The following is a 13,757-nucleotide window of genomic DNA, read 5'->3' on the forward strand; positions in this document are numbered from 1 at the left end:
GGTTACTCCTTACGGGGGCCGTGAGCGCTGTCGCTCGCGGTGGTGAGGGTGAAGCTGGGGGCGCCACGGCGGGCGCCGGTCCGGAAGAAGGCGTTGAACTGGTCGCCCAGCAGGCCGACGCTCACGACCAGGAGCGCCAGCGCGAGCCCGGGGAACAGCGAGATCCACCAGGCGGTGGACAGGTACTCCTTGCCGGTCGCGATCGTCTGGCCCCACGAGACCGACGAGGGCGGAAGGCCGATGCCGAGGAAGCTCAGCCCGGCCTCGGCGAGCACGACGAGGCCGAACTCGATGGTGGTCAGGGCGACCACCGGCCCGACGACGAAGGGAAGGACGTGGCGGGTCATGATCGTGCGCCGCGGCAGTCCCATGACCCGGGCCGCCGCCACCCACTCGCGGTCGCGCAGGGCCAGGGCCGAGCCGCGCGACAGCCGGGCGAACGAGATCCACCCGGTGAGGGCGAGCGCCACCACGACGACCAAGACGCTCCGGCTGAACAGGCCGGCGACGACGATGGCCAGCACGATGCCGGGGAACGCCAGCAGCACGTCCACCGACCGGCTGAGCAGCGCGTCGACGAGGCCGCCCGTGTAGCCGGCGACGACCCCGACGGCGACCCCGACGACGGCGGACAGCGCCACGGTCAGGGCGCCGATGAGCACCGAGGTCCGGGCCCCGTGGATCACCTGGCCGAGCACGTCGCGGCCGAGCGGATCGGTGCCGAGCCAGGCGGTCGTGCCGTGGCCGGTCACCGAGCCGGGCCCGAGGAGCCGGTCGGCCAGGGACGTGGCCACCGGGTCGTAGCTGACCAGCAGCGGACCGGCCAGCGCGACGGCGGCGTAGAGACCGACGATCACGGCGGGGATCCAGCGCGCCCACCCGCCGCGCCTGGGCCTCGCCGTGCGGGCCGGGGTCGCGGGCAGGCCGGGTGACGGCTTGGCGAGGGCGCTCGTCATGATCTCGCTCCGGTGCGGATGCGCGGGTCCAGCAGGGCGTACGACAGGTCGGCCAGCAGGTTGAGCACGACGACGATGCCCGCGACGAGCAGCGCGGCCGCCTGGACGACGGCGTAGTCACGGGTGCTCACCGACTCGACCACCAGCGAGCCGAGGCCGGGCCACGCGAAGACGTTCTCGACGATGACCGCGCCGCCGAGCAGCGCGCCCATCTGCAGGCCGACGATGGTGACCACAGGGACCAGCGAGTTGCGCAGCGCGTGCCCGGTGAGGGCCTGCGCGCTGGTCAGCCCCTTCGACCGGGCCGTCTGGATGTACGGCTCCTGCATCGCGTCGGCGACGCTCGTACGGGTGATGCGCGCGACGATGGCGGTGAACGGCAGCGCGAGGGTGACCGAGGGCAGGATCAGGTGCTGCGGCGACCCGACCCCCGAGCTGGGCAGCAGGCCGAGCGTCGCGGTGAACAGCAGCACCAGCATGATGCCGGCCCAGAAGGTCGGCATGCCCTGCAGCAGGATCGTGATGGCGGAGACCAGCCGGTCGAGACGGCTGTTCGGGCGGTAGCCCGCGAGCATCCCGAGCGCGAGGCCGGAGACCGTGGCGATCAGGGTGGCGGCCGCCGTCAGCTCGGCGGTCGCCGGGACGCGGTCCAGCACGACGTCCATGGCGGGCATGCCGAACCGGTACGACTGCCCGAAGTCCAGGTGCGCGAGCCGGCCCAGGTACGACAGGTACTGCGCCACCAGGCCCTGGTCGAGCCCCATGCGCTCCCGCAGCGCCGCGACCTCGTCCGCGCCCGCGTCCGGCCCCAGCAGGAGCGAGGCGGGGTCGCCGGGCGCCAGCCGGATCAGGGTGAACATCAGCGTCACCGCGCCCCACAGCACGAAGACGCCGACGGCCAGGCGGCGGGTGACGAGGGAGCTCACCGCCGGCCTCCCGGGCGTCGCGGAGCCGCGACCGTCTGGCCGGGGATCTGGACGCAGTCCAGCAGCACCTGCCGTGCCTCGCCGTCGTCGGCGTCGAGGAGCTGGATCAGCAGGCGTACGGCCTGCCGCCCCATCTCCGGCCGGGGGATGGCGAACCTGGTCCAGTCGTGCGCCCTGCCGGCGAGGGACGGGTCGCCGAGCAGGGCGACCGACAGGTCGTCCGGAATCGACAGCCCTGCCGCCGCCGCGGCGGCCTCTATGCCGGCGGCGACGGAGTCGTCCTCGCTCGGCTCGGCGACGATCGCCGTCACTCCGCTGTCGGCCCACGCCCGCAGATCGGCCTCGGTGACGGCGCCTGACGCGGGCAGCCGGTGGACGACGGCGGCGTCCGCGCCCAGGCCAGACGCCTTGAGGCCCTGCCGGTAGCCGCGCTCGCGGTCGCGCGTGGGCTCGGCGCCACCGCGTTCCCGGACGAACAGGATGCGCCGGTGGCCGAGCTCGGCGAGGCGGCACACCAGGTCACGGGTGGCGGAGGCGTAGTCGGCGGCCACGTACGACAGTTGCGCGCCGGGCACCGCCCTGCGCCCGATGAAGACGAACGGGTAGTCCTCCCGTACGAGCTCGGCCAGCTCGGCCCTGCGCACGTGCCGCCCGAGCAGCACGGCGCCGTCGGCCAGCTTCAGCCGGTTGACGCCGTCGACGTAGATCCTGCGAGGTCCCGAAGCGCCCGCCGAGCTGAAGAGCACCAGGTCGTAGCCCTGGTCGGCCACCTCCTCCTCGACGCCGAGGAGGAAGGGGAAGTAGAAGTCGCGCTGGTCGGTCGGGAAGACCGCCTCGAACGTGAAGAGCCCGAGCAGCTGGTTCCGCGCGCCCTTGAGGCTGCGCGCGGCGGCGTTGACCCGGTAGCCGAGCTCCCGCACGGCGTCGAGCACCCTGGCCCGGGTCTCGGGGCTCAGCCTGGCAGGTCGCTCCGGCGTCTCGTTGATGACCTGCGAGACCGTGGCCTGGGAAACCCCCGCGTGACGCGCCAGGTCGACCTGCGTCGGCGGCCGCCTGCGCCGCCCCGGTGCCGGATTGCCCGGTAGGTGCTCGCTCATGGGCGCGCCTCCCTTCGGTGATACGTATCAGCATCTATACGTATTACTTGTGATACGTATCACCGAAGTTAGGACACAGGTCGACAAGCCGTCCAGACAGCGGCCGGAAACGTTTCGGTAACACCGGAAGCCTTCGCGCGACCCCGTGCGCCGGGCATGAAGAAGGGGCCCGGCTCATGCCGGGCCCCTTCCCATGTGCCAGTGGAATCAGTGCGCGAGCACCGGGATCGCTGGGGTGTCGTCCTGCTCGCCCTCGGCGGACGCGGCGGGGTTGCCGCCCTGGTGGCCGGTGGTGACGAGCGTGAGCACGATGGCGGCGGACAGCACCAGGATGCCGACCGCCCACCAGATCGCCGCGGCGTAGCCGTGCACCGCCGCCTGGTTGGCGAAGGCGACCGTGCCGAGGCCGCGCGCCTCGGCGGCGTGCGAGGTGACCCAGGTGGTGGCGGCGCCGGCGGCGATGGTGTTCAGCAGGGCGGTGCCGATGGCGCCACCGACCTGCTGTGAGGTGTTGACCATCGCGGAGGCCACACCCGCGTCGCGCGGCTTGACGCCGTAGGTGGCCAGGCTCATCGCCGGCATGAACGCGGTGCCCATGCCGAGGCCGAGCAGGAGCTGCGCGGGCAGCACCAGGCCGACGTACGAGCTGTCGGTCGCCATCTGGGTGAGGATCAGCATGCCGAGCGCCGCGAGGAGGAAGCCCGGTGCCATCAGCAGCCTCGGTGGGACGCGGGTCATCAGGCGGGCGCCGATCTGCGTCGAGCCGGTGATCATGCCCGCGACCATCGGCAGGAAGGCGAACCCCGACTGCACCGGCGTGAAACCCTTGACGATCTGCAGGTAGTAGGTGAGGAAGAGGAACAGTCCGAACATCGCGATGGTGGCCAGGCCGAGCGACAGGTACACGCCGGCGCGGTTCCGGTCGGTCAGCACGCGCAGCGGCAGCAGCGGCGCCCGTACCTTGGTCTCGACCAGCACGAACGCGGCGAGCAGCACGACGGCCGCGACGAACAGGCCGATGGTTACGCCCGCGGTCCAGCCGTCGGACTCGGCGCGGGTGAAGGCGTAGACCAGGGAGACCAGGCCGAGGGTGGCGAGGACGACGCCGGGGATGTCGAGGCTGCTGCCGTTGCGGGCGCCGGCGGGCTCGCGGATGAGGAGGAAGGCGCCCGTCGCGGCGACGGCGGCGAAGGGGATGTTGACGAAGAAGGTCCAGCGCCAGTCGAGGTACTCGGTGAGGAAGCCTCCGAGGATCAGGCCGACGGCGCCGCCGCCGCCCGCGATGGCGCCGTAGATGCCGAACGCTTTGGCACGTTCCCTTGACTCGGTGAACATGACCGCGAGCAGCGACAACGCGGCCGGGGCCAGCAGCGCGCCGAAGGCGCCCTGGAGCGCGCGGGCACCGAGCAGCATGGCCTCGTTGGCCGCCGCGCCGCCGAGCGCGGAGGCTCCCGCGAAGCCGATCAGGCCGGCGGTGAAGGCGCGCTTGCGGCCCCACAGGTCCGCGATGCGGCCGCCGAAGAGCAGCAGCCCGCCGAACGCCAGGGCGTAGGCCGTGATCACCCACTGGCGGTTGGCGTCGGAGATGCCGAGATCCGCCTGGGCGGAGGGAAGCGCGATGTTCACGATCGTCGCGTCGAGCACGACCATCAGCTGGGCTATGGCGATGATTGCGAGGGCTTTCCAGCGGCGGGGGTCCAAGGGGACCTGGGCCGTTTCAGGCATGGGTCAACTCACTATCGGTGAAAGCGAAAAATGGCGTAAGAGAAGTGATCAGTGGTAGGGGGACTCAGACGGTCGGCGTGATCCTGGTCAGCCGCGTCCCTTGAGGTCCTCGAAGGTGGCGGGGGCTCCGGGCAGCGTGGACCGCGCGGGAGCGCGCAGGCCGTCGAGGAAGAGCTGCAGATGACGCTCCACGAACCTGTCGAGACGCAGGCACGTGGTGCCCGGCAGCGGCCGGGTGAGCTGTGGCAGTGCGATCAGGATGTCACCGGCGCCCACGTCGGACCGGAGCAGGCCGGAGTCGCGCGCCTGCTCCATGATGTCCTCCAGGGCCCTTTCGAGGCGAACGCGTTTCTCGGCGAGCTCGGCGGCGATCGGCTCGCAACCGTCGGACAGCATCGGGCAGAGGGCCCCGATCCGCTCGCCGGCCGCGCCGTGCACGAAACGCCGAAGCGCCTCGAACGCGTCCGGCGCCTCGGCGAGCGCCGATTCGGCCAGCTCCACTATGCGGTCCATGACCTCCAGGGTCACCTGGCGGATCAGCTCCGGGCGGTCGGTGAAGTGCCGGTAGATGGTCGCGTTGCCCACCCCGGCCCGCCGTGCGATCTGGTCGAGGGTCACCTCGGCGCCGTACTCCACGAACGCCTCGCGCGCGGCGGCCACGATCCGCTCCCGGTTGCGCGACGCGTCCGCCCGCATCCGGGGACCGTGGCTCCGCTCGGCGGTCGTGTTCACGGTGCCCATGGCGGCAACCCTTTCTGTTCACCTGCCGTACGAATCGGGGACTTGTTCCCCGTTTCCCGAACGTAGGTGCAAACGGGGACACCCTCCCCGGAAATTTCACGAAGCCTTGTGACCTGCATCACATCACGCTGAGTACGCCCACTTCACCCGTCTCGGGCACCCGCCGCCGGTGTGCGCGGATCGCCCCCAGGGGCCACCACCGGCCTCGTAGCGGAAACAGCGCAATCTAGTCGTTACATTGCAGGGAACCGCTGAAATCTTGCAGACATCTGTTCGTCATTTTAAGGTGTGGGTACCCCCCGGGCACCACCGGTCTGTGTCACTGGCCGCGAAGCGTCCGGCTCTTCGTTGGATGAAGGGTCAGTCGATGAACAAGTCCGGCAGGCTGAAGGCCTGGACGATCGCCACGGTCGTGGCGCTGACGGCGGGAGGGCTGGCCTTCGTGCCGGGCACCTCCGCCTCGGCGGCCACACGAGCCGACTCCCCGTTCGACTTCCCGGGACGCGGCGCCACCGTGCCCTTCGCGGAGATCGAAGCAGAAGACGCCGTCACCTCAGGCCAGGTGATCGGCCCCGACCGCATATACGGTCATCTCCCCTCCGAGGCGTCGGGCCGCAGGGCGGTGACGCTCAGCGGGTCCGGCCAGTACGTGGAGTTCACCCTCACCAGACCGGCCAACGCGATGTCGCTGCGCTACAGCGTGCCGGACAACGCCGCAGGAACCGGCCAGAACACCACCGCCGACCTGCGGGTCAACGGCACGCACCTGAAGGACCTAACCCTCACCTCGCGGTACGGCTGGTACTACGGCGGCTACCCGTTCAACAACAACCCCGGCGACACCAACCCCCACCACTTCTACGACGAGACGCGGACCATGTTCGGCTCCACGCTCGCCGCTGGCGCCAAGGTCCGCGTGCAGTCCAACGGCGGCATCCCGATCACCGTCGACCTGGCGGACTTCGAGGTCGTCCCCGGCCCGATCGCCCGGCCCGCCGGGTCGCTGTCGGTCGACGACTTCGGCGCCGCGCGCAACGGCACCACCGACTCCACGGCCGCCTTCCAGGCCGCGGTGGACGCCGGCAAGGCCCAGGGCAAGGTCGTCTACATCCCCGAGGGCACCTACACCCTGTGGGACCACGTCGTCGTGGACGGCGTGACCCTGGCCGGAGCGGGCCCCTGGTACAGCGTGCTGACCGGGCGCCACCCCACCCAGCGCAACCGGGGCGTCGGCGTCTACGGCAAGTACGTCCAGGGCGGCGGCTACGGAGGCGAGATCCGGCCGCAGGAGGCCGGCGGCCCGAGCCGCAACGTCACGCTCAAGGACTTCGCCATCATCGGCGAGATCACAGAGCGTGAGGACAACGACCAGGTCAACGCCATGGGCGGCGCGATGACCGACTCGGTCGTCGACAACGTCTGGATGCAGCACACCAAGGTCGGCGCCTGGATGGACGGCCCGATGGACAACTTCACCATCAAGAACAGCCGCATCCTGGACCAGACCGCCGACGGCGTGAACTTCCACACCGGCGTGACCAACTCCACGGTGACCAACACCTTCGTGCGCAACACCGGCGACGACGGCCTGGCCATGTGGCCGGAGCGGGTGCCGAACGTCAACGACTCGTTCACGCACAACACGGTGATCCTGCCGATCCTGGCGAACAACATCGTCACCTACGGCGGCAGGGACATCAAGATCACCGACAACGTGGTCAGCGACACCATCAGCAACGGCGGCGGGATCCACATCGCCAACCGCTACCCGGGCGTCAACTCCGGCCAGGGCACCGCGGTCGCCGGCACGATCACCGCCGCGCGCAACACCCTGCTCCGGGCGGGCAACAACGACTACAACTGGCACTTCGGCGTCGGCGCCATCTGGTTCAGCGGGCTCAACGAGCCGGTGAACGCGACGATCAACGTCACCGACACCGACATCCTGGACAGCTCGTACGCCGCCATCCACTTCATCGAGGGCAGCACCAAGACCGTCAACTTCAACAACGTCAACATCGACGGCACCGGCACGTACATGATCCAGGCGCAGTCGGGGGCCACGACGACGTTCACCAACGTCAAGGCCAACCACATCGGCGCGGGCGTCGCCATCCACAACTGCGTCGGCACGAGCTTCACGCCGACCGTCGGCACGGGCAACACCGGCTGGAGCCCCACCTCCACCACCTGCACCGGCACCTGGCCCGACCCGAACTACATCTACCCCGGCGGCGGCGGCACCACGGGCGGCCTGTCCGGCTCCCCCGGCCTCGTCTCCTTCGAGGCGCGCCAGGTCGGCAGCACCAGCCCCGCGCAGGCCGTCACCATCTCGAACGGAGCCACCACGGCGGCCCCGATCGGCTCGGTGACCGTCAGCGGCGACTACGCCCAGACCAACAACTGCGGCAGCTCGCTTGCCGCGGGCGCGTCCTGCACGGTCAACGTCACCTTCAAGCCGACCGCGACCGGCACCCGCACCGGCACGCTCACTGTCGCCAGCAGCGCCCCCGGCGGTCCCGTGACCGTCAGCCTCACCGGAAGCGGCACCAACGGCGTCGCGCTGACCGCCTCCCCCGGCAGCCTGTCCTTCGGGGCGCGGCAGTCCGGCACGACCAGCCCGGCGCAGGCCGTCACCGTCACCAACAGCGGCACCGCGGCGGCGACCCTGAGCGGCGTCACCACCACCGGTGACTACGCCCAGACCACCACCTGCGGCAGCTCGCTGGCCGCGGGCGCGTCCTGCACGGTCAGCGTCACCTTCACCCCGACCGCCTCCGGCAGCCGGCCCGGCACCGTCAAGGTGGCGAGCAACGACGTGAACAGCCCCCTGACGGTGAACCTCTCCGGCAGCGGCATCACCTCGACCACCAACCTCGCCCTCGGCGCGACGATGACGGCGAGCAGCTCCAACGGCGGGTTCCCGCCCGGCAACGCCAACGACGACAACACCGGCACCTACTGGGAGTCCAACAGCAACGCCTTCCCGCAGTGGCTGCAGGCCGACCTCGGCAGCGCGCAGAGCATCGGCTCTGTCACCCTCAAGCTCCCGCCGCCCGCGGCGTGGGCGACCAGGACGCAGACCCTGTCCGTCCAGGGCAGCACCGACGGCACGACCTGGACGACCCTGAAGGCCTCCGCCGCCTACACCTTCAACCCCGCGAGCGGCAACACCGTCACCATCCCCCTGACCACCACCACCGCGCGGCAGGTCCGGCTGAACTTCACCGCCAACTCCGGCTGGCCCGCGGCGCAGATGGCCGAGTTCCAGATCTTCCCCGGCGGCGGCCCCGCCCCGACCGTGTCACTGGCGGCCTCCCCGGCCAGCCTGGCGTTCGACGCGAGGACGGTCGGCAGCACCAGCCCGGCGCAGGCCGTGACGGTCACCAACAACGGCACCGGATCGGCCACGCTCGGCACGGTCGCCACCACCGGTGACTACGCGCAGACCAAGACCTGCGGCGCCACGCTGGCCGCCGGCGCGTCCTGCACGGTCAACGTCACCTTCACCCCGACCGCGACGGGCACCCGCACGGGCACCCTGAGCGTGGCCAGCAACGACCCGAACGGCCCGCTGACCGTCGCCCTCACCGGCACCGGCGGCACCGCTCCTGTCACCAACCTGGCGCAGGGCAGGCCGACCACCGAGACCAGCCACTCCCAGGTGTACGGCTCGGGCAACGCCGTCGACGGCAACGCGAGCACCTACTGGGAGTCGGCCAACAACGCCTTCCCGCAGTCGATCACCGTCGACCTCGGGTCCGCCGTCAGCGTCGGCCGGATCGTGCTCAAGCTGCCCCCGGCCACCGCCTGGGCCACCCGCACCCAGACGCTCACCGTCCTCGGCAGCACCGACGGGACGAACTTCACCAACGTCGTCGGCTCGGCGGCGTACACCTTCGACCCGGCCACCGGCAACACGGCCACGATCACCTTCCCGGCCACCAGCAGGCGCCACCTGCGCCTGACCTTCACCGCCAACAGCGGCTGGCCCGCCGGCCAGCTGTCGGAGTTCGAGGTCTACGCCTCGTAGTCCTCGTACCAGGCCCGGGAGTGCCGGAGGGGGCGTGCACGCCTCCTCCGGCACTCCCTTTCCCGTTCCAGAAACGCGTTCAGGACGGCCGCCCGGGCGTCGCCGCGGTGACGAAGACGGGCGTGACCGACACCGGCAGCCGCAGCATCCCCCCGCCGACCTCGACGGCGGGGGTCCCGCCGAGCGCGTCGACCGCGGTCGCGGCGGGCGCGGACCACGGCCACGAGACGGTGACGGGCGGGTCGTCCTCCCCGTCGAACATGTCGCGGTCGTCCCAGAGCACGAGCAGCGGTTCCCGTCCGGCGCGGTCGACCTCGAACGCGTACAGCGCCGGCCGGTCGGCCACCTCCACGCGGGTCACGTTCCGCACCCCGGCGAGCTGCCCGGCCGTCAGGGCGAAGGTGTCGCCCGCCGGATTGCGGGCGGCGAGCGCGGTGCCCCGGTAGTCCATCAGCGGCAGCTTGCCGAACATCAGGTGCATCATCTGAAGGTGGTCGACCGGCCCGGGCACCTCGTGCGCGAGGTTCCAGTACGCGGTGCGGCGCACACCCGCGGCGAGGGCCAGCAGGTTGCACATGACGAGCCGGCGGCAGTTGATCCGGTGCCGCCTGGCCTCCAGCTCGTCGGGGCAGCCGGCCATGAACATCTGGAGTTTCCGCGGCAGCTGTGGCATCCGCTCGTACAGCGCGGTCATCGCGCGCTTCTCCGGGGTGTCCTGGCTCGCCCGCGCCGTGAGCTCCGCGGTGCTCTGGGTGGCGGGGGCCTCGGTGAACACCTCGGTGAACACCTGCCTCATGACCGCCTCGACCTCGGGGATGTCGAACGGCACCGGCCCCGCGTACTCGCCGACCACGACAGGCTTGGCGTACCCGTGGGCGCGCATCATCCGCCGGGCCGTGTCGATGCGGGCCGGAGCCGTCGCGGGGTCGCCGTACAGGTGCACGTCGAACAGGTCGAACGCGTCTCGGCCCTCGGACACCAGGTGGTCGAAGAACCGCCGGGGCTCGCCGTCGTCGCCTTCGCTGAAGACGTCGTAGCCGCAGCCGCCGAGCACCACCGCCGCGGCGGGGTCGGCCTCCTTCACCGCCGCGTACATCACCCGGAGCTGCGTGACGTACTCGGCCGCGGCGCCCGCCCACAGCAGGCCGGTGTTGCTCGGCTCGTTGTCACACTGCCAGTAGTGCACCCGTCCCGCGCAGTGGCCCACCACCTCGCGGACGAACCGGCCGTACGCGCCGAGGTCGAGCGCGGGGGACGGAGGCAGGAAGTCGGTCGGCTCCCGGGTCGCCCACGGCGAGCTGGAGCACAGGGTGATCCAGACCTCCTCGTCGCCGTCCAGCTGGTCCAGCAGTGCGTCGACCGTGTCCCACACGTAGTCGCCGGGGCTCGGCTCGACCTGGCCCCAGTACACGTACGCCCGCACCAGCGTGGCCCCGAGCGCTCTGGCCTGGGGGGCGAACTCGTCGGGCTTGCCGAACAGCCCGTAGCTGATGCCGCGCACGACCCCCAGCCGGATGCCGGATGGGTCGAAGGGACCGGTTGTCATCGGCGGACCTCCTTGGAGGAGAGTTTACGTAATAAACTAGGGTTTATACCGTACACTTCGAATATGGGAGAGTCCACCGAGAGCCCGGTCCCGCTGGTCTGGAACCAGCCACCGCCGCCGCCGCGGCAGCGCACCCTCGGGCGGGAGGAGATCGTGGCCGCCGCGATCGCCCTCGCCGACGAGGCCGGACCGGCCGCGCTCACCATGAAGGCGGTGGCCGCCCGCCTCGGGCCGTACTCGCCGATGGCGCTGTACCGCTACGTGCACAGCAAGGAAGGCCTCGTCGACCTGATGCTCGACACGGCCACCGCCGAGATCCCGATCCCGGCGCGGCCGAGCGGCGACTGGCGTGCCGACCTGCTCGGCCTGGCCACGGCCACCAGGGAGATGAACCGGAGGCACCCCTGGTACGCGCTGCTGATCCACACCCGCCCTCCTGCCGGTCCGAGCATGATGCTCCGCCTGGAGTTCATGCTCACCGTGCTCACCGGGCAGGGCGCGACCGTCGCCGAGGCGATGACCTACGCGGCACTCGTCGACCGGCACATCTTCGGCAGCGGGATGCAGGAGGCCGAAGAGGCAAGGATCACCCGGCGCCACGGCCTGGACGACGGCGCGAGGCTGCACGCCGCGATGACGGCGGTGCACGACCTGGCCGCCGCGGACGGGCGCCTCCCGCACCTGGCGTCCTGGCTCGCCCGCCCCAGCGGCCCGACCATGGACGAGCAGTTCGGTCTCGGGCTCGAATTCCTCCTCGACGGCATCGCCCGGCGGCTTCCCGCCCCCGGTCCCCGCCCCTCACCCGTCTGATCACCCGTTTGCCGCCTTGGCAACGAATGTTGTCATACGCGCGGGCATGGGCGGATCATCTCCAGTGAACGGAGGTACCGCACATGACCGAACAGACATTGCCCGATATTCCGATAAGCGAGGAACGCCACTACGACGTGGTGGTGGTCGGCGGTGGCGCCGCCGGGCTGAGCGGGGCGCTGACCCTGGCCAGGGCACGCCGCTCGGTGCTGGTGATCGACGCGGGCCGGCCGCGCAACGCCCCGGCGGCCCACGTCCACACCTACCTGGCACGCGAGGGGATCGCGCCCTCGCGGCTCCTGGCCGACGGCCGCGCCGAGGTGACCGGCTACGGCGGCGAGATCGTCACGGGGGACGTCGTGGCCGCCGAGCGCCTGGACGCGGGTGGCTTCAACGTCGTGCTTCGCGACGGGTCCATGGTCGCGGCGGACCGGCTGCTGGTGACCACCGGCCTGGTCGACGAGCTGCCCGAGGTGCCGGGCATGGCAGAGCGATGGGGCCGCGACGTGCTGCACTGCCCGTACTGCCACGGCTGGGAGGTGCGCGACCAGGCGATCGGCATCCTGGCCACCGGGCCGATGGCCGTCCACCAGGCCCTGCTGTGGCGGCAGTGGAGCAAGGACGTCACCCTCTTCCTCCACACCGCGCCCGAGCCAGGCGAGGAGGAGCACGCGCAACTGGCCGCCCGCGACATCGCCGTGGCCCGTGGACAGGTGACGAATCTGGAGGTAGCGGGCGACCGGCTCACCGGCGTACGCCTGGACGACGGCAGGGTGATCTTCTGCCAGGCTCTGGTTGTCCTGCCACGCCTGACCGCCCGCGCCGATGTCCTCACCAGCCTGGGCCTCGGCACCACCGAGCAGGAGATCGGAGGACAGGTGATCGGCAGCTACGTCGCCGCCGACGGCTCCGGGGCCACGGAGCTCCCCGGGGTGTGGGTGGCCGGCAACGTCGCCAACCTCACCGAGCAGGTCGTCGGCGCCGCCGGCGCGGGTGTGCGCGCCGGCGCGGCGATCAACATGGACCTGGTGGGCGAGGAGACCCGCCGGGCCGTCGCCGCCCGCCTCGCCCCCTTCTCCGCCCAGATGGAACGCGAAGCATGCGAGCGCGTGCTCGGCGACCGCCGGCACGGCCTGTGACCCCGCCCCGGCCCGAAACCAGCAAGGAGAACGCACACATGACCGACATCACCTCGGACGCGGAGTTCTGGGACGACCGCTACAGCCAGAGCGACCAGATCTGGAGCGGGAACCCCAACACCGTGCTGGTCCACGAGGTCACCGGCATGGAACCGGGCAGAGCCCTGGACCTCGGATGCGGCGAGGGAGCCGACGCGATCTGGCTGGCCCGGCAGGGGTGGCAGGTCACCGCCGTCGACATCTCCCGCGTCGCCCTCGACCGCGCGGCCGGGCACGCGGCCGAGGCCGGCGTGGCCGGCCGCATCGAGTGGCAGCGGCACGACCTCGCGTCGTCCTTCCCCGCCGGGGTCTTCGACCTGGTCTCCGCGCAGTTCCTGCACTCCCATGGCGACATGCCGCGGGAGAAGATCCTGCGTAACGCGGCCTCGGCCGTCGCGCCGGGCGGGGTCCTCCTCGTCGTCGGGCACGCGGGGTTCCCCGCCTGGGAGCACGACCACCATCCCGACATCCACTTCCCCACCCCGGAAGAGGTCCTCGAATCCCTCGACCTGCGGGACGGGGAGTGGGAGGTGCTGCTCAGCGACGAGCACGAGCGGATCCAGAACGACCCCGACGGGAAGCCGACCACCCGCACGGACAACACGCTCAAGATCCGGCGCCTGGCCGGGTGAATCGGTAAACCGGTTGCTCTCCGTGGCCGCCGTCTGCTGCACTGACCCACAGAGCCGATCAACCAAGGAGACCGAAATGCGTGAAACGTCGATGTCCACCAGAAAGGAAGTTT

General features: G+C 71.2%; 10 protein-coding genes. 4 read left to right on the forward strand and 6 right to left on the reverse strand.

Annotated elements, in window-relative coordinates; all coding sequences use genetic code 11:
* Positions 1-2 precede the first annotated feature (2 nt).
* The 5 genes from ACOZ38_RS21410 to ACOZ38_RS21430 all read right to left on the reverse strand — a co-directional run bounded on the left by ACOZ38_RS21410 (position 3) and on the right by ACOZ38_RS21430 (position 5,445).
* On the reverse strand, positions 3-956 hold the full coding sequence (locus ACOZ38_RS21410; RefSeq protein WP_424532969.1) for an ABC transporter permease: 954 nt from the start codon (positions 954-956) through the stop codon (positions 3-5).
* Positions 953-1,882, reverse strand: coding sequence for an ABC transporter permease (locus tag ACOZ38_RS21415; RefSeq protein ID WP_424532971.1), 930 nt, complete (start codon positions 1,880-1,882; stop codon positions 953-955). The genes ACOZ38_RS21410 and ACOZ38_RS21415 overlap by 4 nt, the downstream gene beginning before the upstream one ends.
* Positions 1,879-2,979, reverse strand: a complete 1,101-nt coding sequence (locus tag ACOZ38_RS21420) for a LacI family DNA-binding transcriptional regulator (protein ID WP_424532972.1) — start codon at positions 2,977-2,979, stop codon at positions 1,879-1,881. The genes ACOZ38_RS21415 and ACOZ38_RS21420 overlap by 4 nt, the downstream gene beginning before the upstream one ends.
* 207 nt (positions 2,980-3,186) lie before the next feature.
* Complete coding sequence (locus ACOZ38_RS21425; RefSeq protein WP_424532973.1) at positions 3,187-4,704, reverse strand: MFS transporter; 1,518 nt, start codon at positions 4,702-4,704, stop codon at positions 3,187-3,189.
* A gap of 87 nt (positions 4,705-4,791) precedes the next feature.
* The gene (locus tag ACOZ38_RS21430) at positions 4,792-5,445 is read right to left on the reverse strand and encodes a TetR/AcrR family transcriptional regulator (protein ID WP_405148624.1); all 654 of its coding nucleotides are present in this window, start codon (positions 5,443-5,445) and stop codon (positions 4,792-4,794) included.
* A gap of 367 nt (positions 5,446-5,812) precedes the next feature.
* Here ACOZ38_RS21430 and ACOZ38_RS21435 point away from each other — a divergent pair, with 367 nt between their 5' ends.
* Positions 5,813-9,478 (forward strand): choice-of-anchor D domain-containing protein, encoded by a 3,666-nt coding sequence (locus ACOZ38_RS21435; protein ID WP_424532974.1) that lies wholly within the window; start codon positions 5,813-5,815, stop codon positions 9,476-9,478.
* Positions 9,479-9,557: 79 nt separating this feature from the next.
* Here ACOZ38_RS21435 and ACOZ38_RS21440 read toward each other — a convergent pair whose 3' ends face one another.
* Positions 9,558-11,024 (reverse strand): hypothetical protein, encoded by a 1,467-nt coding sequence (locus ACOZ38_RS21440; protein ID WP_424532976.1) that lies wholly within the window; start codon positions 11,022-11,024, stop codon positions 9,558-9,560.
* Between the two features lie 63 nt (positions 11,025-11,087).
* On the opposite strand from ACOZ38_RS21440, the gene ACOZ38_RS21445 reads away from it, so the two are divergent.
* The 3 genes from ACOZ38_RS21445 (at position 11,088) to ACOZ38_RS21455 (ending at position 13,644) form a co-directional block, all read left to right on the forward strand.
* Positions 11,088-11,834: a TetR/AcrR family transcriptional regulator C-terminal domain-containing protein gene (locus ACOZ38_RS21445; protein WP_424532977.1), complete on the forward strand. Its 747-nt coding sequence runs from the start codon at positions 11,088-11,090 to the stop codon at positions 11,832-11,834.
* An 83-nt stretch (positions 11,835-11,917) separates the two neighbouring features.
* Positions 11,918-12,973 (forward strand): NAD(P)/FAD-dependent oxidoreductase, encoded by a 1,056-nt coding sequence (locus ACOZ38_RS21450; RefSeq protein WP_424532978.1) that lies wholly within the window; start codon positions 11,918-11,920, stop codon positions 12,971-12,973.
* Between the two features lie 38 nt (positions 12,974-13,011).
* A complete protein-coding gene (locus tag ACOZ38_RS21455) occupies positions 13,012-13,644 on the forward strand; it encodes a class I SAM-dependent methyltransferase (protein ID WP_424532979.1) in 633 nt (210 codons plus the stop codon).
* Positions 13,645-13,757: the final 113 nt, after the last annotated feature.

Origin of the sequence: Sphaerisporangium viridialbum (assembly GCF_049674955.1) — a bacterium.
GTDB lineage: Bacteria > Actinomycetota > Actinomycetes > Streptosporangiales > Streptosporangiaceae > Sphaerisporangium > Sphaerisporangium viridialbum.